Annotated in this window: 19 protein-coding genes and 2 pseudogenes; 12 read left to right on the forward strand and 9 right to left on the reverse strand. The window is 69.3% G+C overall.

Going from position 1 to position 22,827, the window contains the following annotated elements; translation table 11 throughout:
* Positions 1 to 293 precede the first annotated feature (293 nt).
* Positions 294 to 1,571 (reverse strand): M6 family metalloprotease domain-containing protein, encoded by a 1,278-nt coding sequence (locus ACZ3IC_RS00725; RefSeq protein ID WP_467411249.1) that lies wholly within the window; start codon positions 1,569 to 1,571, stop codon positions 294 to 296.
* Between the two features lie 350 nt (positions 1,572 to 1,921).
* Here ACZ3IC_RS00725 and ACZ3IC_RS00730 point away from each other — a divergent pair, with 350 nt between their 5' ends.
* Both ACZ3IC_RS00730 and ACZ3IC_RS00735 read left to right on the forward strand, forming a co-directional pair.
* Positions 1,922 to 2,638 (forward strand): TetR/AcrR family transcriptional regulator, encoded by a 717-nt coding sequence (locus ACZ3IC_RS00730; RefSeq protein WP_467411251.1) that lies wholly within the window; start codon positions 1,922 to 1,924, stop codon positions 2,636 to 2,638.
* A gap of 165 nt (positions 2,639 to 2,803) precedes the next feature.
* Positions 2,804 to 4,336 (forward strand): MFS transporter, encoded by a 1,533-nt coding sequence (locus ACZ3IC_RS00735; protein ID WP_467411252.1) that lies wholly within the window; start codon positions 2,804 to 2,806, stop codon positions 4,334 to 4,336.
* Positions 4,337 to 4,473: 137 nt separating this feature from the next.
* On the opposite strand, the gene ACZ3IC_RS00740 is transcribed toward ACZ3IC_RS00735, so the two are convergent.
* Positions 4,474 to 4,986: a MarR family winged helix-turn-helix transcriptional regulator gene (locus tag ACZ3IC_RS00740; RefSeq protein WP_467411253.1), complete on the reverse strand. Its 513-nt coding sequence runs from the start codon at positions 4,984 to 4,986 to the stop codon at positions 4,474 to 4,476.
* A gap of 134 nt (positions 4,987 to 5,120) precedes the next feature.
* Here ACZ3IC_RS00740 and ACZ3IC_RS00745 point away from each other — a divergent pair.
* Positions 5,121 to 5,901, forward strand: a pseudogene (locus ACZ3IC_RS00745) (dioxygenase family protein).
* 30 nt (positions 5,902 to 5,931) lie between these two features.
* Here ACZ3IC_RS00745 and ACZ3IC_RS00750 read toward each other — a convergent pair.
* Both ACZ3IC_RS00750 and ACZ3IC_RS00755 read right to left on the reverse strand, forming a co-directional pair.
* Positions 5,932 to 7,008, reverse strand: coding sequence for a questin oxidase family protein (locus ACZ3IC_RS00750; RefSeq protein WP_467411255.1), 1,077 nt, complete (start codon positions 7,006 to 7,008; stop codon positions 5,932 to 5,934).
* A gap of 123 nt (positions 7,009 to 7,131) precedes the next feature.
* The gene (locus ACZ3IC_RS00755) at positions 7,132 to 7,671 is read right to left on the reverse strand and encodes a GNAT family N-acetyltransferase (protein WP_467411256.1); all 540 of its coding nucleotides are present in this window, start codon (positions 7,669 to 7,671) and stop codon (positions 7,132 to 7,134) included.
* A 148-nt stretch (positions 7,672 to 7,819) separates the two neighbouring features.
* Here ACZ3IC_RS00755 and ACZ3IC_RS00760 point away from each other — a divergent pair, with 148 nt between their 5' ends.
* On the forward strand, positions 7,820 to 8,818 hold the full coding sequence (locus ACZ3IC_RS00760; RefSeq protein ID WP_467411258.1) for a sigma-70 family RNA polymerase sigma factor: 999 nt from the start codon (positions 7,820 to 7,822) through the stop codon (positions 8,816 to 8,818).
* Positions 8,819 to 9,028: 210 nt separating this feature from the next.
* On the opposite strand, the gene ACZ3IC_RS00765 is transcribed toward ACZ3IC_RS00760, so the two are convergent.
* Positions 9,029 to 9,991 (reverse strand): helix-turn-helix transcriptional regulator, encoded by a 963-nt coding sequence (locus ACZ3IC_RS00765; protein ID WP_467411259.1) that lies wholly within the window; start codon positions 9,989 to 9,991, stop codon positions 9,029 to 9,031.
* A gap of 92 nt (positions 9,992 to 10,083) precedes the next feature.
* Here ACZ3IC_RS00765 and ACZ3IC_RS00770 point away from each other — a divergent pair, with 92 nt between their 5' ends.
* Positions 10,084 to 11,652 (forward strand): MFS transporter, encoded by a 1,569-nt coding sequence (locus ACZ3IC_RS00770; RefSeq protein WP_467411260.1) that lies wholly within the window; start codon positions 10,084 to 10,086, stop codon positions 11,650 to 11,652.
* Positions 11,653 to 11,835: 183 nt separating this feature from the next.
* Positions 11,836 to 13,485, forward strand: a complete 1,650-nt coding sequence (locus ACZ3IC_RS00775; RefSeq protein ID WP_467411262.1) for an IS200/IS605 family accessory protein TnpB-related protein — start codon at positions 11,836 to 11,838, stop codon at positions 13,483 to 13,485.
* Positions 13,486 to 13,547: 62 nt separating this feature from the next.
* Here ACZ3IC_RS00775 and ACZ3IC_RS00780 read toward each other — a convergent pair whose 3' ends face one another.
* A complete protein-coding gene (locus ACZ3IC_RS00780; RefSeq protein WP_467411263.1) occupies positions 13,548 to 14,318 on the reverse strand; it encodes a DUF6227 family protein in 771 nt (256 codons plus the stop codon).
* 134 nt (positions 14,319 to 14,452) lie between these two features.
* Positions 14,453 to 15,586: a P1 family peptidase gene (locus ACZ3IC_RS00785; protein ID WP_467411264.1), complete on the reverse strand. Its 1,134-nt coding sequence runs from the start codon at positions 15,584 to 15,586 to the stop codon at positions 14,453 to 14,455.
* Between the two features lie 474 nt (positions 15,587 to 16,060).
* On the opposite strand from ACZ3IC_RS00785, the gene ACZ3IC_RS00790 reads away from it, so the two are divergent.
* The 6 genes and pseudogenes from ACZ3IC_RS00790 (at position 16,061) to ACZ3IC_RS00815 (ending at position 21,046) form a co-directional block, all read left to right on the forward strand.
* The gene (locus tag ACZ3IC_RS00790) at positions 16,061 to 17,209 is read left to right on the forward strand and encodes an MFS transporter (protein ID WP_467411266.1); all 1,149 of its coding nucleotides are present in this window, start codon (positions 16,061 to 16,063) and stop codon (positions 17,207 to 17,209) included.
* Positions 17,206 to 19,530 carry a molybdopterin oxidoreductase family protein gene (locus ACZ3IC_RS00795; RefSeq protein WP_467411267.1) on the forward strand — a complete coding sequence of 775 codons (2,325 nt, stop codon included), beginning with the start codon at positions 17,206 to 17,208 and terminating at the stop codon, positions 19,528 to 19,530. Before ACZ3IC_RS00790 ends, ACZ3IC_RS00795 begins: the two co-directional genes overlap by 4 nt.
* 5 nt (positions 19,531 to 19,535) lie before the next feature.
* Positions 19,536 to 20,138, forward strand: a complete 603-nt coding sequence (locus tag ACZ3IC_RS00800) for a 4Fe-4S dicluster domain-containing protein (protein WP_467411268.1) — start codon at positions 19,536 to 19,538, stop codon at positions 20,136 to 20,138.
* Positions 20,135 to 20,377 (forward strand): annotated as a pseudogene (locus ACZ3IC_RS00805) ((2Fe-2S)-binding protein); the annotation flags it as partial. The gene ACZ3IC_RS00800 and the pseudogene ACZ3IC_RS00805, both read left to right, overlap by 4 nt.
* Positions 20,378 to 20,428: 51 nt before the next feature.
* The gene (locus ACZ3IC_RS00810; protein ID WP_467411270.1) at positions 20,429 to 20,815 is read left to right on the forward strand and encodes a hypothetical protein; all 387 of its coding nucleotides are present in this window, start codon (positions 20,429 to 20,431) and stop codon (positions 20,813 to 20,815) included.
* Between the two features lie 21 nt (positions 20,816 to 20,836).
* The gene (locus ACZ3IC_RS00815) at positions 20,837 to 21,046 is read left to right on the forward strand and encodes a hypothetical protein (RefSeq protein ID WP_393702200.1); all 210 of its coding nucleotides are present in this window, start codon (positions 20,837 to 20,839) and stop codon (positions 21,044 to 21,046) included.
* Between the two features lie 92 nt (positions 21,047 to 21,138).
* Here the strand turns inward: ACZ3IC_RS00815 and ACZ3IC_RS00820 are convergent, their stop codons facing one another.
* Positions 21,139 to 21,720 carry a hypothetical protein gene (locus ACZ3IC_RS00820; RefSeq protein ID WP_467412071.1) on the reverse strand — a complete coding sequence of 194 codons (582 nt, stop codon included), beginning with the start codon at positions 21,718 to 21,720 and terminating at the stop codon, positions 21,139 to 21,141.
* Between the two features lie 236 nt (positions 21,721 to 21,956).
* Complete coding sequence (locus ACZ3IC_RS00825; RefSeq protein WP_467411271.1) at positions 21,957 to 22,790, reverse strand: S-methyl-5'-thioadenosine phosphorylase; 834 nt, start codon at positions 22,788 to 22,790, stop codon at positions 21,957 to 21,959.
* Positions 22,791 to 22,827: the final 37 nt, after the last annotated feature.

The following is a 22,827-nucleotide window of genomic DNA, read 5'->3' on the forward strand; positions in this document are numbered from 1 at the left end:
GGAGCACTCACGGAGTTTCGTTTGTCCCGGTTCTTCCCCTGTAGCGCGCAGGGCGCTTCAGGGCGTCACCCGCGTGGCTCATCGGTGCGTGTTTCTGTGTGCAGTCGGTTTCCCTTCCCGCCAGGGATTTCGGGTAGCTGTCGGGCATCCGCTGCTGTGGCGTCGTGCCCGGGGTGCACGTGCTCGGCGCAGCATGGTCGGGCGCGGGTGATTGCGGAGAAGGTCGCAGGGTGGTCGGGTGCGGTGATTGCGGAGAAGGTCGCAGGGTGGTCGGGTGCGGTGATTGCGGGGGGTCAGGGCCGAGTGATCCGGACGTGGTAGTTCCCCTTATCGTCCTTGTCGACCACGGATATGCGTATCCCGTTGGCCCGGTCGGTGAAGGTTTCGCCGGGCCGGAAGGGGGCGTCGGAGAGCCCGGCGTGCACATTGGGCAGCCGGGTGCAGCCGCTGCTGCCCTCGGTGCTGTCCACCATGGACACCGGCCCCTGACCGGTGTCGACGTTCGAGCTCACCTTGTAGATCAGCACACCGGGCCGGCACACCTCCTGGTCGTTGCCCGCCTGGGTCCGTACCTCCGCCGCGTAGCCGGACTCGCTGCTCAGCGGTATGAACGCCAGCTTCGTGCCGCCCCGGGTGGCCAGGGGCCGGAGGACGTGGTCGCTGGTGCCGGGCCGGGAGGCGCAACTGATCTGTTTGTTGTCCAGCCAGCCGAGCTTCCACTTGTGCCAGCCCAGCAGGTCGTTATTGGCCCCCCAGTCCTCGGACATGATGTCCCAGTGCCCGACCGCGCCGCCGCCCTCCGTGGTGTAGAGGTCGGGGAGGCCGAAGATATGGCCGTTCTCGTGCGGCAGGACGCGGTATCCGGTCTGTGCGAACGACCCCGAGCCGTCGTCCTGGCGGCTGTAGATGAAGGACGTGTTGGCGAGCGGGATGTTGTCCGCGTGCGGGGCTTTGTCGTTGCCGGAGAAGGTCACGGACAGGACGGTGTCCAGGGCGGAGGGCCCGGCGTTCGGTGTGACCAGGACGTTGACCAGGTCGTACGCGCGGAAGTTGACCTTCGGGTCGGCGATGGTGATCAGGTCCTGGACGAGGTGGCGGTAGCCCGGTTCGTACGCTGATCCGCGCTCTATCCCGTACTCCGAGAACGGCAGTGGCATCCGCAGCCAGGACTTCACGGGTGCGTGGGGGACGTAGGTGAGCCGCCCGTACGAACCGGTCCGGAACCACTTGGTGGTCTGCGGGAAGAATTCGGCGAACCGGTCCATCGCCGGTTCGGAGCCCGGTGCGTCCGAGAAGTCGATCATCAGGTTGAGGGCTTGAACCCTGCCGGTGGAGCGTGCGTAGCCCGCCGGTGTCGGCATGCCTTCCGACATCTGTACGCCCATGGTCGCCGTTATCCGGCACGGGGCGATCCCCGCCGCATGGGCCTCGACCGCCGGGCCGGCCGAGGCCTGGCCGGGTATCGGGAGAGGACTGCTGGCTGTGGCCATTGTGGCCATGACGAGGGCGGTTGCCGAGGTGAGCGCGATCGGGCGGCGGTGCTTGCGTATCCGGTGGCGGGGCTTCTGCATAGAGGCGCCTCGGGGTCCGCGGCAGTCGGCCGACCCCGACTGCGCTCTGCGGATCAGCCTGGGACGGGTGATGCGGCACCGCTCGTTGGGTGCGCCGTTCGGTTGATTTTCCCGTTCCGAGGGTGTGGGTCAGCTCACATTATGCTGGGAAATAACCGGGGATCTTTTCCCCGTTTGCACCTGTGTCCCCACGGAAACGGGGAGGCGGTCCCCGGTTACGGGAAGGGGTCGCCATGAAGAACGAAGAGCGGCGTACCGAAGACGGTCATCACGAAGACCGTCGCATCGAGAGCCGGAAGAACCGGAAGAACCGGAAGAGCCGGAAGAGCCGGAAGGCAGGGACAGTCGTCGTGGATACCGTCACCCGCACCGCCACCGGAGCGGCGCAGCCCCGGACGACCCGTCCGCGGGCCGACGCGCTGCGCAACCGGGAACGGATCGTGACGGCCGCGCGCGAGATGTTCGTCGAGTTCGGGCCGGATGTGCCGCTCGACGAGATTGCCCGGCGCGCCGGCGTCGGCAACGCCACGCTCTACCGGAATTTCCCCGACCGGGCCGCGCTGACGCACGAGGTCGTGCTCGCGGTCACCTCCCGCACCACCGACCGTGCTCAGGAGGCGACGGCCGAAGAGGCCGATCCCTTTGCCGCGCTCAGTCGCTTCGTGCACGCGGCGGCCGACGAACGGATCGGGGCGCTGTGTCCGATGCTGTCCGGCAGCTTCGACAAGGACCATCCCGAATTGCTCGCCGAGCGTCGACGCCTCGAAGAGGCCGTCGAAGGGCTTGTGGCGCGCGCCATGTCCGCGGGGCGCCTGCGTACCGACATCGCCGTCGGTGACGTACTGGTCGCCCTCTCCCAGCTCACCCGGCCGCTGCCCGGCTTCGCCTGCCTGGGCATCGACCGGTTCACCCACCGCCATCTACAGCTGTTCCTGGACGGACTGGAGGCTCCGGCCCGGTCCGAACTGCCTGGAACGGCGGCGACCTTGGAGGATCTGCGGCGCCGCCATGACGCCCGAACCGGGCCCCTGAATCAGGGGCCCGGTGGCGTGCCCGCCATGCCTTGACCATCCCTTCCGTTTCACCGCGTGTCTTTTCACCGCGGTCTCCTTCGCCGACGGCCGTCTTCGCCGACCGTCCTTGACCGACCGACCGACCGACCGACCGCCCGTTCACCGACCTCTCGGTTCACGACTTCGCGCGTCCACGCGCGTCCTTAGGTGGATACCCCCATGTCAAAAACAGCTGATATCAGGCTCCCGGACCCCAGCCGTTGGAAAGCGCTGGCGTTCATCGCCCTTGCGCAGCTGATGGTCGTGCTCGATGCCACGATCGTGAACATCGCGCTGCCGCACGCCCAGGCGGACCTGGGCATTTCCGATGCCAACAAGCAGTGGGTCATTACGGCCTATGCCTTGGCCTTCGGTGGACTGCTGCTCTTCGGGGGCCGGATCGCCGACCTCTGGGGCCGTAAGCGGACCTTTGTCGTCGGCCTGATCGGCTTCGCGCTGGCCTCCGCGCTCGGTGGCGCGGCGCAGAACCAGGGCATGCTCTTCGGCTCGCGTGCGCTCCAGGGTGCCTTCGGCGCGCTGCTCGCCCCGGCGGCCCTGTCGCTGCTCGCCGTGATGTTCACCGACGCCAAGGAGCGCGCCAAGGCGTTCGGCATCTACGGTGCGATCGCCGGTGGCGGTGGCGCCGTCGGCCTGATCCTCGGCGGTTTCCTCACCCAGGCGCTGAACTGGCGCTGGACGTTCTTCGTCAACATCCCGTTCGCGATCGTCGCGGCCGCAGGCGCGTACTTCGTGATCCGCGAGCCGTCCGGCAGCCGCAACCGCTCCTCGCTCGACATCCCGGGCGTCGTCCTGTCCGCGCTGGGTCTGGTCTCGCTGGTGTACGGATTCACCCGCGCCGAGTCCGCCGGCTGGTCGGACAAGCTGACCATCGGCATGTTCGTCGCGTCCGGTGTGCTGCTCCTGGCCTTCGTCCTGACCGAGGCCCGGGTCAAGTCGCCGTTGCTCCCGCTGCGCGTCTTGATGGACCGCAACCGCGGTGGCGTCTACCTCTCGCTGGGGCTGGCCACCATCGCGATGTTCGGGCTGTTCCTCTTCCTGACGTACTACCTCCAGGTCGTGAAGGGCTACTCGCCGATCAAAACGGGTTTCGCCTTCCTCCCGATGATCGCGGGCATGATCACCGGCTCGACGCAGATCGGTGCCCGGCTGATGACCCGGGTCCCGGCGCGCAAGCTCATGGGCCCCGGCTTCCTGGTCGCCGCCGTCGGCATGCTGCTGCTGACACAGCTGGAGATCGGTTCCTCCTACACCACGCTCATCCTGCCCGCACAGCTCCTGCTGGGGCTGGGCATGGGTACGGCGTTCATGCCGGCCATGTCTCTGGCCACGCACGGCGTCGAGGCGAGGGACTCGGGTGTCGCGTCCGCGATGGTCAACACCTCGCAGCAGGTGGGCGGCGCGATCGGTACGGCACTGCTGAACACCATTGCCGCATCGGCCGCGACGGCCTACACCACCTCGCACGCCGCGCTCGGCGCCACCGACCCGCAGCTGCTGACGTTCCAGTCGATGGTGCACGGCTTCACCAGTGCCATCTGGTGGGCCGTCGGCATCCTGGTGGTGGCCTCCGCGATCGCGGTGACCTTCATCAACGCCGGGCGTCCCTCGGAGACCCCGGCCACCGGAGCCTCCGGTTCGGGTGCCGCCGACGCTCTCGAGGACGAGAACAAGGTTCCGGTCGTCGCCCACTGAGGACTGAGGCTGAGGACTGAGTACCGATGCGCAACACGCAACGCGTGACGTGTGACGTGACGTGACGTGAACGTGGCTCTGCCCCGGTTCCGCTCGACGGAACCGGGGCAGAGCTGTTCCGGTACGCGGTGGGTGGCTCAGCGCAGCCAGGGCAGATCCGCGTCCGTGCCCTCCGGCTGCAGCCCGGTGGCGACGACCTGCATGATCTCGCCCAGCGAGCGCACCTGCTCGTGCGTGAGGCGGTCGAACAATGCCTGGCGCACGGCGCTGACATGGCCCGGCGCGGACCGGCGGAGCATCTCGCAGCCCTCGTCGGTGAGGACCGCGTTCTGACCGCGCTTGTCGGACGGGCAGTTCTCGCGGCGCACCCAGCCGCTCTTCTCCAGCCGCGCGACGGCATGCGAGAGCCGGGAGCGAGTGATCTTGGCGTCCTTGGCCAGTTCGGTCATCCGCTTTTGGCGGCGGGGTGCCTGGGAGAGCTGGACGAGCAGTCCGTAATAGATGTGTGGCATGCCGGCATCGCGTTGCAACTGGCGGTCGAGGTGGTCCTCCACGAGCGTGGTGGCGTGGAGATACGCCCGCCAGGCGCTTTGCTCTTCGTCGGAGAGCCAGCGGGGCTCGCTGGGGGATGCCGTGGTCATGTACTCCACTGTACGACCTTTTCTTGAAAGTTTAACTAGATGTAGCTAAGGTCTCTGGAGGTGGAAACTTGAAGATTAAAGAACCTGCCTTCATCAGAGAGCGGCAAAAGACCTACTTCGATCAGCAGCGGATGGGGAGTGTCATGACTGTCACCGCGGAGCGCATGCCCGCCCTCTATCTCTCCCACGGCGCTCCGCCGCTGGCCGACGACCCGGTCTGGCCCGGCGAACTGGCCGCCTGGTCCGCCGGGTTGCCCCGCCCCCGTGCGATCCTGATGGTCTCCGCGCATTGGGAGGAGGCCCCGCTCGCCCTCGGTGCGACGGAGACGGTCCCGCTCGTCTACGACTTCTGGGGCTTCCCCGAGCACTACTACCGGGTGCGGTACCGCCCCGGGCGCCCCGGAGCTGGCGGAGAACGTACGCAAACTGCTGCGCGGCGCCGGTACGCCGGTCCAGGACATCCCGGACCGCGGCCTCGACCACGGGGCGTACATCCCGCTGGTGGAGATGTTCCCGGGCGCCGACATCCCCGTACTCCAGATCTCCATGCCGACGCTGGACCCGCGGAAGCTGATGGACACCGGACGCAAGCTCGCGCCGCTGCGCGACGAGGGCGTCCTGATCGTCGGCAGCGGCTTCTTCACCCACAACCTGGCCGCCCTGCGGCATGCGGGCGGCGGCACCCCCGGCTGGTCGGCGGAGTTCGACGACTGGGGGAACCGGGCGCTCCGGGCGCAGGACATCGACGCGCTGCTGGACTTCGAGCACAAGTCCCCAGCCGGCCGACTGGCCCACCCGCGCACCGAGCACTTCGCGCCGCTCTTCGTGACGCTCGGCGCCGCCGAGAACGAGCTGGACCAGGGCCGAAGCGTGATCGACGGGTTCTGGATGGGGCTCGCGAAGCGGTCGGTGCAGTTCGGCTGAGATCGGCGATGGTCGTCCGGAAGAGGGCCGTCACAGGGCCGGTGGATTCAGTTCAATGGAGCGGAGTGCGGCGGCGAGGGCCGTCGCGTCGCCGATGTCCAGTGCGGTGTCGGTGAACTTGATGGTGTGATCGTCGCCGTGTGCTGCCGCCCGTGCGAAGAGCTCATCGGCGGACGCGGTAGCCGGTGTGTACGGGGCTGCCTCGGCCGGGCCGTACGCTGCGGTGACCGCGGCGCTCGCCGCCCAGGCGGCCCCCAGGCTGGGCACCCACAGGGCACGGGGAAGCGCGGGCAGAGTGCGCAGCACGGCATTGGGCGCCGTTGCGGCATGCACCAGCATGATCGGTTCGCCGTGGCCGTGCGTGGCATAGCGGTGGGTCGCGGCCCGCACCAGCTCCTCCAGCCGGGCCCGTGCCTCGTCCGGGCGGTCGGTGAACCTCTGCGGCCACACGGGAAACGCGGTGAGCTGCGCCAGCCGGTCCCGGATTCCGCCGCTCTGCTCGGGCACCGGTGGTACCGCGTCCAGGGCGGCCGCGGCGCTCGGCGAGGGCGGGAGTGGTGCCAGCGCGGGCAGGGGTTGGTGGCGGGCGGCCCAGTAGCCGAGGCCATGGGCGAGCTCGGTGATCCGGGGCGCGCTCGCCTCGCCGGTGAGCAGGGTGCGTACGGAGTGGCCGACCCGGATCGCGGGGTGGGTGGCACCCGCCGCGATGCCGGGGAGCAGCCGTGGCCACCACTCGGTCAGGACGTCCCGCCAGGGGCGCTCGGCCGTCTCCCGCTCGAAGTACGCCGTCCAGTCCGCGATCCGGCGCGGGTCGCCCAGGGCCTCGCGCCAGTTCTCCGCCGTCACCCGGGACGCGGTGTCCGGCATGCCCTCCAGCTTGTGGCTGTAGTGGTCGAGCCATCGGTGCACGGCCGGTGCCTGACCGTGCCGGACCAGCGCCTCGACGGCCATCGGGCCGTGATTGCTCAGCCAGCCGTTCCGCTCGGGGCCCGCGGTGTGGAGGCGTTCCAGCGCCTCGTCGAGCGTGCCCGTGGTGTCGTCGGTGGCCCTGCCGGCCGCGCCGTCCGGGCTGACGATTGTGTCGTCCGGGCTCGTCGTGTCGTCCATACGGAAGCACGCTAGGCGCGGAGCCCGCGGTGCGTAACGGGCCGTGGACCTAGGCCCAATGCCGTTCGGTCCGAGGCCGCGGCCGGGTCGGGCCTAGGTCCACTGCCTAGGCCGGGCCGGGCCCTAGGAGTGTGGCCCCAGCCGCTTCTCGTACCAGGCCACGTCCCAGTACGTGCCGAACTTCCGGCCCACCTCGGCGTACGTACCGACATGGCGGAAACCGAAGCGCTCGTGCAGTCGGGCCGAGGCGTCGTTGGGCTGGGTGATGCCCGCGTACGCGCGATGCACGTCCTCGTCGGCGAGCGCCTCGAACAGGGATGAGTAGAGGAGCGTGCCGATGCCGCGGCCGGTGGCCCACGGGGCGCAGTACACGCTTACCTCGACCGAGGTCTCGTACGCCGCCTTGGGGCGGAAAGCGCTGCTGGTGGCGTACCCCAGGACCGAGGCGGGGCCGACAACGCGGACATCCTGAGCAACCTGAAGACGGTGCGGGCCGTCTTCGGGATGGGAACGAAGCCACGGCAGCCGCTGTTCGGGTGTAAAGGGGGCCGTATCGAATGTGAGGGCGGTCTCACGTACGTAATGGTTGTAGATGTCCGTGAGCGCCACCAAATCACCTTCGGTGCCCGGCCTGACCTGCACTTCTGTCTGGATGTTCGACATGTGCACTCCCCTCGCGGCGGCACAGGGTACTGCATGATCGCGAAAATGAATGCCAGGCATGGGAATTCTGTCCGGATTCCAGTCGTTGTTTCCATCGGATGCAGGGCACCCGAGAGGGTGTCGCGACCTACTCAGCAAGGGAGCACGCATGGCAACCCGTGCCGTCGCCCGTCGTTCGTCCGCCACCGGCGGGACCAGCCGGGCAAGCAGTGTTCGCGCCTCGAGCGGAGAGATCGCCGATCGCGACCTGGTCGGCATGTACCTGGACGAGATCGCGCGTACACCGTTGCTCGATGCCGCCAAGGAGGTCGAGCTGTCGCAAACCGTCGAGGCGGGTGTTTACGCGCGGCAGGTTCTCGACGGCGTGGTGGAGAGCGAAGCCGGTGGAGCCACGCGCGAGGAGCTGGAGGCGCTGGTCGCCGAGGGCGAGCGCGCCAAGGACATATTCATCCGTTCCAACCTCCGACTGGTCGTTGCCGTCGCCCGCCGCTATCCGCGGGCCGGGCTGCCCCTGCTCGACCTGATCCAGGAGGGCAACGCGGGCCTGGTGCGCGCGGTCGAGAAGTTCGACTACGCCAAGGGCTTCAAGTTCTCCACGTATGCGACGTGGTGGATCCGCCAGGCCATCACCCGTTCCATAGCCGACCAGTCCCGTACGATCCGGCTCCCCGTCCACCTGGTGGAGGAGCTCGGCCGGATCCGCCGGGTGCAGCGCGAGTTCAACCGTGAGCACGGGCGCGAGCCGGAGCACACGGAGATAGCCGCCGAGCTGGACTCCACGCCGGAGCGCGTGGGTGACGTCCTGGACTGGGCCCGTGACCCGGTCAGCCTCAACATGTCCGTGGACGACGAGGGCGAGACGCAGTTCGGTGATCTGCTGGAGGACACCTCCGCGGTGTCGCCCGAGCAGTCGGTGATGACGCTGCTGCGCAGTGAGGAGCTGGAGGACCTGATCGGCAAGCTCGACAACCGCACCGCATCGATCATCCGTATGCGGTACGGCATCGAGGACGGCCGTGAGCGGACCCTCACCGAGGTGGGCAAGCAGCACGGGCTGACCCGTGAGCGGATCCGCCAGATCGAGAAGCACGCACTGCTCGAACTGAAGCGAATGGCCCACGACACGGGTTTTGACGCTGCGGCATGAGCCCGAGTCCAGTAACCTCCGAAATGGGTCGCTTCGCGTGACCCCCTGAGTTGAGCCCCGGCGCCCACCCCCCCTGGCGCCGGGGCTCATTCTTTTTTTGTGTTGCCTCGTTGCCTCGTTGCCTCGTTGCCTCGTTGCCTCGTTGCCGGGCTGCGCCGTTGCCGCGTTGCGTGCCCGGTCGGCCGCGCAACGGCGTGTTGTCGCGCGGGGTCAGGGTGCTGTCGCGCGGCTCAGTCGGGCGCCCAAATCGCTCAGGTACTCCACCAGTTGCGACGGCTTGTGTGCGGTGAACTCGCAGTCCACCAGTGCGAGTCGGAGCGCCACCCACTCCAGCGAGTCCGACAGCACCGCCCGCAGCCGACAGCTGTTCCCGCCGGTCCGCTCCAGCGGGCCGATCGAGGCCGGAAGCCGCGCGGACACGAAATCCGCCGGGGCCGCGAAGCTCACATCGACCGCCATCTCCGGCTGCCGCCGGGCGATGGAGTTGCTGAGGAACTCCGCCGCGTCCCCCGTGGGCAGCTCGCGCGGTGTGAACCGGGCCCCGGTCGGGAACGGCTCGCTGACCCGGTCGACCCGGAACGTACGCCAGTCCTCGCGCTCCAGGTCGTACGCGACGAGATACCAGCGCCACCCCGTGCTCACCAGTTGGTACGGCTCGGCCTGCCGCTTCGTCTCGGCGCCGTCGCCTGCCCGGTAGGCGAACCGCAGCCGCTCCCGCCCGGTGACCGCTGCCGCCATCACCGTCAGCGTGTGCGGGTCGATCGTCGAGCCGTCGCCGCGGGTCAGCGGCATCGTCGCGTTCTGCAGGGTCGAGACCCGGTGCCGCAACCGCGACGGCAGCACCTGCTCCAGCTTCGCCAGAGCCCGCACGGAGGCCTCGTCGACCCCTTCGATGGCATGGCCGGCACCCGCCCGCAGGCCCACCACGATGGCCACCGCCTCCTCGTCGTCGAGGAGCAGCGGCGGCATGGCGGTGCCCGCGACCAGGCGGTAGCCGCCGACCGATCCGCGCGAGGCCTGGACCGGATAGCCGAGCTCGCGGAGCCGGTCGATGTCGCGGCGGATGGTGCGCGGGCTGACGTCGAGCCGCTCGGCGAGTTCGCTGCCCGGCCACTCGCGGGGCGTCTGGAGGAGCGACAGCAGATTCAGCAGTCGTGCCGGGGTGTCGGTCATGGGCTCAGCCTCGTGCCGGGGTGTCGGTCATCTCGTCAGGATGCCCATTCATTGGGCCACGATCTGACCTAATAGCTCTTTAGCTTCTTCAAATGACTTCTTCCACATCTCTGCCGTCCACGGCATCCGGGCCCACGGTGTCCTCGGACCCGTCGGACCGGCGACGCTGGTTCGCGCTCGCCATCGTGATGACTGCGGCCTTCATGGACCTGGTTGACGTCACGATCGTCAACATCGCCATCCCGAGCATCCGTCAGGACACCGGCGCCTCGTTCAGCTCGATCCAGTGGATCACGGCCGGATACGCCCTGGCCTTCGCGGCCGGGCTGATCACCGGGGGCCGGTTGGGCGACATCTACGGCCGCAAGCGGCTGTTCCTCATAGGTATCGGCGGCTTCACGCTGGCCTCCGCGCTCTGCGGCTTCGCCGCGAACCCGGAGATGCTGGTCGCCTCCCGTATCCTCCAGGGCGGCACCGCCGCGCTGATGGTTCCGCAGGTGCTGTCGATCGTGCACGCCACCTTCCCGGCGCACGAGCGGGGCAAGGTCTTCGGCCTCTTCGGCGCGATCGTCGGCCTCGGGGCTGTCTCGGGGCCGCTGCTGGGCGCCCTGCTCACCGAGTGGAACATCGCCGGACTCGAGTGGCGGCCAATCTTCCTGATCAACCTTCCCGTCGGCATCGCGGGCCTGATCCTGGGCCGGAAGTTCATCACCGAGTCCAAGGCCCCGAATGCACTCCGGCTCGATCTGACCGGTGTCGCCCTGGTGACACTGGGGCTGCTGATGCTGATCTACCCGCTGACCCGCGGGCGCGAGCTGGGCTGGCCGCTGTGGGGCCATGTGTCGATGGCCGGCAGTCTCCTGGTGTTCCTGGTCCTGGTGGTGTTCGAGCGGAAGAAGGCGCGCAAGGACGGTTCGCCGCTGGTCGAGCTGTCGCTGTTCCGGGTCAAGAGCTTCGCGGCGGGCATCGCCGTGCAGCTGACCTTCGGCATCGGTCTCGGCATCTTCTTCCTGGTCTGGACGCTCTACATGCAGATGGGCCTCGGCTGGAGCGCGCTGCGGGCCGGTACGACCGGTATCCCGTTCTCGATCGCCGCCTCGTTCGCCGCCGGGATCTCCGTACAGAAGCTGGTGCCCCGCTTCGGCCGCAAGGTCCTCCAGGCGGGTGCACTGCTGATGGTCGCCGGACTGCTGCTCTACATCTGGGAGTCCGACCGGTACGGCATGGGCATCACGTCCTGGCAGATGGTGCCGCCGTTGGTGGTCATGGGTATCGGCATGGGCCTGATCGTGGCCCCGCTGACGGACGCGGTGCTGTCCGAGGTGCCGAAGGAGCACTCCGGTTCGGCCTCCGGGCTCATCAACACCGTGCAGCAGATGGGCAATGCGCTCGGGCTCGGACTGGTCTCGGTCGTCTTCTTCAGCTCCATCGGGGACCGGCCGGCGCCGCAGCAGGTGGGCCCGGCGTTCGCGGAGGCGTTCCGGTACTCGCTGTGGTGGGTGGCCGGGGTGCTCGTGGTGATCTTCCTGGTGATGTTCGCGCTGCCCGCGCGACCGCGGCAGCACGTGGAGGGCGGCGACGAGGCCGTGGACGACGCGTCCGTGGACACCGTGGACGGGCCTCAGGCCGAACTCGCCAAGGCGCCCGCGCTGACGCCGTGACGTTCTGACGCTCCGTGCACCGCCACGAAGGAGTGCGCGGGTGCCCGCACCCTCAGGGGTTGTGAGCTGCTGTCGGTTTGCTGAGCTGGAGTGCGTCGCGGTGAGCGGGAGTGAGTCCTGTCGGCGGGTTCGCGGGGCGGGAACAGCTGTCGTGCTCGTTGGGCTGGGTGGCAGGTGCTCGGCATGGTGGGGGGTGTTGTGGTGGGTGGTGTGCGGGAGGTGGCCGCGCCCTTTGTGGTGCCGGGGCCTTGCGGGGTGGCGGTCCGGGGCCGTCTCAAGCACCTCACGCCCCGGGACGAGAAGGTTCTGCGTGCGGTCGGTGAGCATCAGGGCGCGCTGGCATCCCGTGATCTCAGGGCTCGTTGTGCGGATGGTCTGGAGCACAGCGCGGACACCTGGGCGTCGCGCAAGCGGGACCTGACGCCGCTGTCGTCGTCGCGGATCGCGGGTGCGATCACCAAGGCCACGCACGATCAGTGGGCGCTGGCTCGCCGTTGCCAGGCCGCGCACATCCAGACGCTGGAATCCGGGATCAGGGCGCTGCGGCACCGCCTGTCCCTCCCGATCGGGGAACCCGGGACGAAGCGGGCTGCGGGCGGCTACCGCTCCAGGGGCGAGTGGTTCCACAAGTCCCGCCGTCTTGCCGCTCTGGAGGCACGGCATGCGGCCGTTGTTGCCGACCGGCAGGCCGGGCGGGTGCGGGTGGTGCGGGGCGGCAGACGTCTCCTCAACACCCGTCACCACCTCACCCAGGCCCAGCTCACCGAAGGGCAATGGCGGGAACGCTGGGAGGCGGAACGCTGGTTCATCGCTGCCGACGGCGAGTCGGGCAAGCGGTTCGGGAACGAGACGATCCGCGTCACCCCGGACGGCGAGGTCAGCATCAAACTGCCTGTCCCGCTCGCGCACCTGGCCAACGCCCCTCATGGCCGGTACACCCTCGCCCCCACCGTGGCGTTCGCGCACCGGGGCGCGGAGTGGGCCGACCGCATCACCGCGAACCGGGCCGTCGCCTACCGCATCCACCGCGACACCGAACGCGGCCGCTGGTACCTCACCGCCTCCTGGCAACGCCCCGCCGTGCACACCATCCCCTTGGAGACCGCCCGCGCCCGGGGCATGATCGGCGTCGACACCAACGCCGACCACTTCGCCGCCTACCGCCTCGACCGGCACGGCAACCCCATCGGCGAGCCCCGGCGGTTCTTCTACGACCTGTCCGGCACCGCCGCTCACCGCGACGCCCAGATCCGCCACGCCCTGACCCGCCTGATCAACTGGGCCAAGCAGGCCGGTGTCGCCGCGATCGCCGTCGAAGACCTCGACTTCACCACCGAGAGGACCCGCGAGAAGCACGGCCGCAAGAAGCGGTTCCGGCAGCTGATCTCCGGCATCCCGACCGGGAAGCTCAAGGCCCGGCTGGTCTCCATGGCCGCTGAACAGGGCCTGAGCATGGTCGCGGTCGACCCCGCCTACACATCCTTGTGGGGCGGCCAGCACTGGCAGAAACCGCTGGCCACCCCCAAGCGAAAGATGTCCCGTCACGATGCCGCTGGGGGTATCGCGATCGGACGACGCGCCCTCGGACATCCGGTCCGGCGTCGGACGGCACCGCCCCCACACGACCGGAGCGATCGTGCGGGGCATCGGACCATCCAGGCCGGACCAGGCACCCGGGGGCGTGAGGGAAACCGCCCACCCGCAACGGACCACGCCCCCGGAGACGTGCCGCCGAACGGGACGAGAAAGCGGCAACCCAGCGCATCCAAAACCGTTCAGGATGCGCCCAGAACGCACCAGTGGGTCCAGGACTCACTTACGCACACTGGCTAGGAACGGTGTGGGCACCCGCATGTGTGGGCGTGGACCACCGGTCCCCGGCCCCGGCCCGCGGGTCAGCAGATGCGCGTACGGCTCTCCATGGCCCCGCGGGCGGACTCCTCGTCGCCGTAGACCTCGCACATGTGGCGGCCGTCAGGTGTGGCCGTGTGCTCGACCTCCCACAGGCTCGTCTCGCTGCCGTCGAGCAGCAGGAAGGCGTGCTCGTACAGCGTGAACCCGGCGTCCCGCCCGTCCACCCGGCACTGCCGGCCGAAAACCTGGGTGATGTGGTGGGCGAAAGCGGCGCGCAGCAGCCGGGCGGTCTCCTCGCCGGGGCCGTCGCTGTTCTCCGCGCGGCGCAGGACGCGGCGGGCATGGTCGGCGGAATTGTCCGGGGCGTACATCCGGGGCAGCAGGACCGGGGGAGCCGCCATCAAGACCGTGAGTATCTCCAGGTCGGCCTGTGGTCCGTCGTCCCCGAACAGCGGGACCTCGCCGAAGCCGCCGGTCAGCCGGGCAGCGGCGATATGGACATCGGCCTCGTCGTCGTACAGCTCGTGGTGCCGGAGGTCGGGCTCCGTCCGGGACCGCGGGTCCGTCGCGCCCCGGGGACCGCTGTGCACCAGCTCCCACAGGGTGAAGGGGGTGCCGTCGGACAGCAGATAGGTATGGCGGTAGGTCTCGCTGTGGAGTACGGAACTGTGGTGCGAGGAGTGCAGGGAACTGCTGTGGGCGAGCGCGGTACCGAGTCTCTCGACCGTACTGTCGGGCAGGTCGAAAGAGTTGAGTGCCCGTCGCAGGAGTCGCTCGAGGTGCTGCTCGGTTGTCTCGTACGGATCGCTCAAGGTGCTGTCTCCAGGCCGTTGCCGCGTGTTACTTGATGCGTGCTTAACGTAGTCCCTGGGTCCGACATCGTGACCGGGGTTCAGGAAAACGTATGACACACGCAGATGGTTCCTGGTGGTTCGTCCGAACTTCCTTACTCAGGAGGCGAGTCGGGGGCCGGGCGGCTGTGCGGCGACGGCCGTGAGGGGGGTCGGCGTGCGCCGTAGAGATCGCTGTACGAGGGGTAGCTGCCGCCGCCGGAACGGCCGCTGACGCTCTGAGCTGCCAGGACGGCCTTCACGATGGCACGGGTCAGGGCGTCCGCGCCGGCCGCCAACAGGTCGTTGAGCGCAGTCGGGTTCTGCGGATCAAGTGGCAGGGCGCCGGTGGCCAGCGCGAAAACGGTGTCCCCATCGGTCAGTAGATGTACGGGGCGGACGGCGCGCGCCAGCCCGTCGTGCGCCGTACCCGCGAGCTTCTGCGCCTGGGCCCGGGTGAGACCGGCGTCCGTGGCGACGACGGCGAGCGTGGTGTTGAGCGGGGGCCGCGCGTCGGCCTCCCGCGCCTCGGCCAGGCGCTGCCGTGCCGCACGGTGGACCTCGGGCGCTGGGTGCATCGGCGGTTCGGCGGCGCCGTACTCCCCGTACAGCACTCCGGTACGCGGATCGATGACCGAGCCTGCCGCGTTCACCACGACGAGCGCGCCCACTGTGATTCCGGACGCCAGCCGCACGCTCGCCGTGCCCACCCCGCCCTTGAGCTGTCCGGCGACCGCGCCCGTTCCGGCGCCGACATCCCCTTCGACGACCGGCGCCCCCGACTCCGTACTTGCCGCGTCCTCCGCCGCCGCGCGGCCGGTCGAGGCGTCCGGGCGGGCCCGCCAGTCACCGCCCCGCCCCAGGTCGAAGATGCACGCGGCCGGAACCACCGGCACCACTTGCGACGGATCGGGGCCGACCCGCACCCCGCGCCCCTGTTCCTCCAGCCAGGCCATCACGCCGGACGCCGCGTCCAGGCCGTACGCGCTGCCGCCCGTCAGGACGACGGCGTCGATGCGCTGCACCAGATTGCGCGGATCGAGCGCGTCCGTCTCCCGGGTGCCGGGGCCACCACCGCGTACGTCGACGGCCGCGATCGCACCGCCCTCGGGGGCGAGGACGACGGTGGTGCCGCTCAGCGCGCCCGCGCCCGCCACCTGTGCATGGCCGACGCGCAGCCCGGCGACGTCGGTCAGCGCGTCGAGCGGGCCGGTGACATCGGCCGACGCGTCGAGTGGGCCGGCCGACATGACCGATGTGTGCGGCGCGGACGAGGCAGACGGTGCGGACGGGGCAGACGAATCTGTCGGTTTCTGTGGTTCCTCCGTCATTGCGTGCTCCTCACTCATTGGAATAACCACTCGCGACTTACGACCTGTCACTTACGACCTGCCGCCCGCGTGCACGACCTGCCGCCCGCGTGCTCACCCCGCCACCATGGGCCGCCGGGACGGTTCACCCCTGCGGCCACGGTCGCGGCGCTGCCGCCAGGCCGGCCGCGAACACCGCCCACCCCCTGGTGAACGTACAGGTCAGGATGGCCGGCGCGGCCACGGGGGCGGCAGGTGCTCCGCGAGATCGCGACTGCGAGTCGTCTGACGGACTGCGAGCCGTCTGACGGACCGCGGTGCTGTCGACGGGCTGCCAGCCGGACGGGCGAATGGGCTCACCCCGCCGAGCCTTAAAACAGGACCAACCGTCCCATACGCCCCTACGGTGACGGGGTGATCGAGCAACCGGAATCCTCCGACGCAGCCGCGCAGCCCGCCCACGGTGCACGCACCGGCTCCGCCGGAGCGCCCGGCACCTCGCCGACCTCCGGCAGCACCGGACCCCGGGGCGCCGCGCCCCGGTCCGTCACCGCGCGCGCGACCGCGACCGGCGTCATCGTCTCTGCCCTCTTGATCCTCGCGATCGTGTTCGGCAGCCGGCTTCTGGAGAACTTCGACTCCGCCCTTCTCCCGTATGCCGTCGCCACCGTCTTCCTCGCCTTCGGTATCGCCTACCGCTACACGGTCTGGGTCTCCGCGCCCGCCGCCCGCCGCCTGTTGAAGCAGGGGTGGCGGAGCTTCTTCTCCCTGGCCAACTTCCGCAAGGCCCCTACCGCCCTGCCCAGGATGATCGCCACGTATCTGGGCTTCCAGAAATTCCTCGGCGCCCGCTCCTACCCCCGCTGGGCCGCTCACCAACTGATCTTCTGGGGCTGCATCCTCGCCTCCCTGATCACCTTTCCGCTGACCTGGGGCTGGTTCACCTTCACCTCCGGTTCCGGTGCGGGCCCTGGCTACGAGATGCGCATCTGGGGCTTCAAGATCATCGGCTTCGACTCCCTGGACGTCCTGGGCTGGCTGATGTTCCACGGCCTGGACATCGCCGCCGTGCTCGTCATCCCCGGCGCCTCGTACTTCCTCTGGCGGCGGATGAAGGACCGCGGCGCCATTACCGGCCAGCGCTTCGCCTACGACATGGTGCCGCTGATCGCCCTGATCGTCATCTCCGTGACCGGTCTGCTGCTCACCCTCTCGTCGATCTTTCTGCACGGCGGCGGATACGAATTCCTGGCGATTTTCCACATGGTGTCGGTGGTCTTCACTCTCATCTACATCCCATTCGGGAAGTTCTTCCACATCGTCCAGCGCCCGGCCGCGGTCGGCATGCAGCTGTTCAAATACACCGCGCCGCAGGACCAGGAGGTTTTTGGCTGCCGCCGCTGCGAGGAGCCCATCGACACCGCGCCGTATGTCGAAAACCTCCGCGGCACCATGCGCGACCTCAGCCTCGACTTCGACGAGTGGGCCGAATACTGCCCGCGCTGCAAGCGGGTGCTGCGTGGCAGCGCCTATCTCTCCCAGGTGAAGAAGGGCTTCAAGTGACCTCGGACCCGCGAGCGGCCGACCCCCGCACGGTCGTCCCGCTCGACCCCTCCCTCGCGCCACCTGGCACCCGGGCCTTCCGGGACGCGGGCGGCATCCCCGCCGACCAGTGGCACGCCGACCAGGAGGGAGAGACGCTCGTCCCCACCCACTGCTGCTTCTGCGGGGTCCAGTGCGGGATGTATCTGCGCGTTGACCGAGGGGGCAAGGTCTTCGGTGTCGAACCCCGCAACCACGACATCAACCGGATGCGGCTGTGCCCCAAGGGCATCAACGCGTATCAGCAGGTCAACCACCCCGACCGGCTCACCGCACCGCTCATGCGCCGCTCCCGCGACGAGGACTTCCGCGAGGTCTCCTGGGACGAGGCACTCGACTTCACCGTCTCCGAGATCAAGCGCATCCAGCAGACTTACGGTAACGATGCCTTCGGACTCCTCGGCGGTGCCAGCCTCTTCACCGAAAAGACCTATCTGGTCGGTAAATTCGCCCGAGTCGCCCTCAAGTCCCGGCACGTCGACTACAACGGCCGGCTCTGCATGGTCAGTGCCGCGGGCGCCAACAAACTCGCCTTCGGCATCGACCGGGCGGGCAACCCCTTTTCCGACATCCTGCTGACCGACTGTCTGCTGATCGCGGGCTCCAACGTCGGCGAGTGCTTCCCTGTGATGACCCAGTACGTGTGGGGAGCCCGGGACCGCGGCGCCGGCCTGATCGTCATCGACCCGCGGGAGACCGCGATCGCCCGTACCGCTGACATCCACGTCGCACTCAGGCCCGGCACCGACTCGGCCTTCTTCAACTCCGTGCTGAACGTGGTCATCGAGGAGGGACTGACCGACGAGTCCTATCTCGCCGCCCACGCCACCGGCTGGGAGGAGGTGAAGGCCAAGGCCGCCGAGTACCCGCCGTCCCGGGCCGCCGAAATCTGCGGCATCCCCGCCCAGCAGGTCGTCCAGGTCGCCCGCGCCTTCGCCCGTGCCCCCAGAGCCATGGCCTGGCACGCCCGTGGCATCGAACACCACTCGCAGGGCGTCGAGAACTGCCTCAGTGTGATCAACCTCTGCACCGCCACCGGCCACATCGGCAAGCCCGGCGCCGGATACGGCACCCTCACCGGCCAGGGCAACGGGCAGGGGGGCCGCGAGCACGGTCAGAAGTCCGACCTCCTTCCCGGCGGCCGGTCGATCACGAACGAGGAGCACCGCAGGCAGATCTGCGAGATCTGGGGCATCGAGGAGTCCGAACTCCCGCCCGCAGGCACCTCGATGATGGAAATGGTCTGGCAGATGCAGCGCCGCGAGATCCGCGGACTGATCGGCATCTGCAACAACCCCTTCGTCTCTCTCCCCAACTACAAGGTGGTCAAGGAGGGGTACGACGCCACAGAGTTCCATGCCCAATTCGACTTCTTCCTTTCCGAGACCGCCGCCAACGCACATGTCGTTTTCCCCGTCACCACCTGGGCCGAGGACGAAGGAGTGATGGCCAACGCCGAGGCCCGGGTGGTCAAGCACAACAAGGCCCAGGACCCGCCTCCCGGTGTTCGGACCGACACCTGGGTGATGTGCGAACTCGCCAAGCGCCTCGGCGCGGGCGACAAATTCGACTTCGCCGACTCCCGCGAGGTCTTCGACGAACTGCGGACCGCCTCCGCCGGCACCGTCAACGACTACTTCGGCATCACCTATGAACGGCTGGAGGAGACCGGCGGGATCGCCTGGCCCTGCCCCGCCACCGACCACCCCGGCACCCCCCGGCTCTTCGAGGACGGGAAGACCTACCACCCCGATGGCAGGATCCATCTGCAGGTCGTCGAGTGGCACCCGCCGGTGGACCCGTACGACGACGAGTACCCCATGTCGCTCACCACCGGACGCACCGTCGCTCACTTCCTCTCCGGAAATCAGACCCGCCGCCTGGGCGCCCTCGTCGAACAGACTCCGCGCCCCTGGGCCGAGCTCCACCCCTCCCACGGATTCCGCAACGGTGAACCGGTTCGTGTCATCACCCGGCGCGGCAGCGAGGTCTTTCCCGCTCTGGTCACCGAGGCGATCCGCCCCGACACCGTCTTCATCCCGTATCACTGGCCCGTCCCCACCGCGGCGAACGCCCTCACCATCGACGCCCTCGACCCCCGCTCCAAGATTCCCGAGTACAAGGTGTGCGCCTGTCGTATCGAGCACGCCGAGACGATCGACGAGGTTCCCGCACCTCCCGTTGCACCCGGTCATGTCGCCTACCCGGACGCCCAGGTCTCCCGTACCGACCCGCTGCCGCCCACGTCCCCCCAGGGCCGCGGCACCTCGGAGAGGAGCTGATCCGCATGATGGGCAGAACGATCTTCATCGACCCGGGGCGTTGCATCGGCTGCCAGGCCTGCGTCTCCGCCTGCCGGGAATGCGACTCGCACCGCGGCAAGTCGATGATCCACCTCGACTACACCGACGAGGGCCAGTCCGTAGCCTCCCTTCCCACGGTCTGCATGCACTGCGAGGACCCGGTCGCCCCGTGCGCCGAGGTCTGCCCCGCCGACGCGATCCTGGTGACCGCCGACGGTGTGGTGCAGCAGGCCGACACCACCCGCTGCATCGGCTGCGCCAACTGTGTCAACGCCTGCCCCTTCGGTGTCCCGAAGATCGACCTGCAGGCGAAGCTGCAGATGAAATGCAACCTCTGCTACGACCGCACCGCCTACGGCCTCGCCCCCATGTGCGCCACCGTCTGCCCGACAGGAGCGCTGTTCTACGGGACTGTCGAGGAGCTCCAGGCCGAGCGCCCCGGCGTCCAGGTCGCCGACACCTTCGTCTTCGGCAGTAGTGAGGTCCGTACCGGCGTCGCCATGGTCGTCCCCGCCGACAAGGTCCGGTGGCCGGTGCCCGGCGGCCTTCCTGTCGTGGAGATCAACGGGAAGGACGTCCGCCGATGAGCGTCACCGACCAGCCGCCCTCCGGGGATCCACGCGAAGCGCTGCGCGACCGGATCGCCGCCGACTCCCTCACCACCCGGCGCGACTACCTCCGGATCGTCACGACCGTCTCGGGCGGACTCGCCGTCGGCAGCCTCGGCGTGGCCAGTGGAATCCTTCCTCGTCACGGCGAACCCGACGACGCCAAGGCATTCGCGCCGAAGAAGATCACCAATCAGCTCCTTCCCGGTGAGTCCATGAGGCGCGGAGGCACCCCAGGCCGCTGAGACCGAGACCCCCGGCAGGCGGTCATGACCGATGCCCAGCAGCCCCGGAGCCAGGAGCCCCCGGATTACCCGGAGTACCACCCGGGCAGTGCCCGCCCCGAGCTCAACCCCCCCGTCCGTGAGCGCTATCCGCAGATCCGCGCCACCAGCAGCTACGGCGACCCCCGGGTCCGCCACACCGGTCCCGGTCCCGGCGCGGGTACCGACCAGGAACCCGAACGTTCCTCGAAACTGACGGCCCGGCTGGCCCTGGCCATGACCGTCGTCATCGGACAGCTCTGGGGCCTGACCGTCATCATCGACGCCTGGATGGAGGGCCACACCGACACGGCCTGGTGGGGTGCGGGCTTCCTCTGTCTGTCGTTCCTTGTCGTCCTCGGGCTGTGGCTTCTCGACCCGGAGGACCGCTGACCACCGCCGTACCCTGGATGTATGAGCACCGCCCCCGCCCCCGGCCCGCGCGATTCGAAGCCGACCCAGCCGGAACAGCCGAAACCCAGACCGGCTCTGATCTTCGACGATCCGCTGGACCAGCAGTCCGCGGACGATACGGACCGAGGGTGGGGCGAGCGGGCCCCGGCCGGTGGCAGCGCCGCCGATCTGGCGCGCTTCCTCGACGAGAAGCCGCCCCACCACATCTGAGCCCCCGCTCCCCGGTGGTCCGACGACGCTGCTGCCGGTCCTCCTGCCGCGCGTCCCGCTCCGGTGGCCTGACAGCTCATCAGGAGGAATTGTCAGCACAGGGTCACCGCCAGCCTGGCCGAGATACCCGCACCGGCCAGCGATGCCGCCGTGTCCCGGGGGACGGACAGCACGATCAGCGCACCGTCATCCGCGGGGCCTTCGGCCGGGGTTCCCGGTACGTCGGCCACCCGCGCGCCCTTCGCCAGCACCCGGGCATCGGCTCCGGCCCCCTCGGCAGCGATCACATCGACACGGTCGCCCGGCCGTAACAGCCGCACCGTCCCCGCATCAGCGATCCGGACCGGTGCGGACACCAACGGAACCGGCCGCCGCGCCCGCTCCGGCGCCGCCCCTGCCGTACCGCCTGCCCCCGCCCCATGCGTCGCACCGCCGCCCGCGCCGCCCCCGCCCACCCCCGTCGCGGCCAGCGCGGCAGCCGTCACGGCCAGCCCGGCGGCCAAGGCGCGGCGCTGCCGCCACAAAGTCCGCCGCATCCGGTGCCCACCACCTCCGCGCACCCGCAGCGGCTCGAACGCGGGTACACCACAAGGTGGGGGAGCCGGCACCGGAGGCCCCGGAGCCATGGTCGGAGCGGAACGTTCAGAGGGCATGCGCGGGGACGACGGGAACATGGCCAGCACCACCTGCCGTGAGGAGTTTCGGACGGACACCCCTCACGATCCACCGTCCACGAGTTTCCCGCCGAAGACTGTGGACGGCCCCGGCGTTGTGGATAACCCTGTCACCCACCCACGCCGCAACCGTCACCCTCGCACGCCTCCACCGTCACCCACGCACGCCTCCACCGTCACCCACGCACGCCTCCACCGTCACCTACCCACCCCTCTACCGTCACCCACGCACCCCTCTAAGGAAGCTCGATCCCCGTCTCGAGCCCGTCCAGCGCATGCGAGCACGGACAATCGCGATCCGCTTCCGCAGGCAGCGCGGCCACCACGTCGAAGAGCACCGCACGCAGCCGGTCCACATTGGCCGCGAACACCTTCAGCACTTCCCCGTGCGAGACGCCCTCCCCGGCCTCCGCGCCCGCGTCCAGGTCTGTCACCAGCGTCATCGTCGTGTAGCAAAGGCCCAGTTCACGGGCGAGGACCGCCTCCGGGTGCCCGGTCATCCCGACCACCGACCAGCCCATCGCCGCATGCCAGCGAGATTCCGCCCGGGTCGAGAAGCGCGGACCCTCGACGACCACCAGTGTCCCGCCGTCCACCGGCTCCCAGTGCTTCGCACGGGCCGCCGCCAGCGCGGCCCTGCGTCCCTCGGGACAGTACGGATCGGCGAAGCCCAGATGCAGGACGTTCGGCTCCGCGCCATCGGCCCGGGTCTCCCCGTCGTAGTACGTCTCCGTCCGGGCCTTGGTGCGGTCCACCATCTGGTCGGGTACGAGCAGGGTGCCCGGTCCGTACTCCGGACGCAGGCCGCCCACCGCGCACGGGCCGAGCACCTGACGTACGCCGACGGAGCGCAGCGCCCACAGGTTGGCCCGGTAGTTGATGCGGTGCGGCGCCAGATGGTGGCTGCGTCCGTGGCGGGGAAGGAAGGCGACCCGGCGGCCGCCGATCTCGCCGAGGAAGAGGGAGTCGCTCGGCTGCCCGTACGGGGTGTCGACACGCACCTCCGTGACGTCCTCCAGGAAGGAGTACAAGCCCGAGCCGCCGATGACACCGATCTCTGCGTTCGACATGCGATCACAGTAGCGGCGCGGGAAAACGCCGGGGACC

Source organism: Streptomyces sp. NPDC002958 (genome assembly GCF_055563255.1).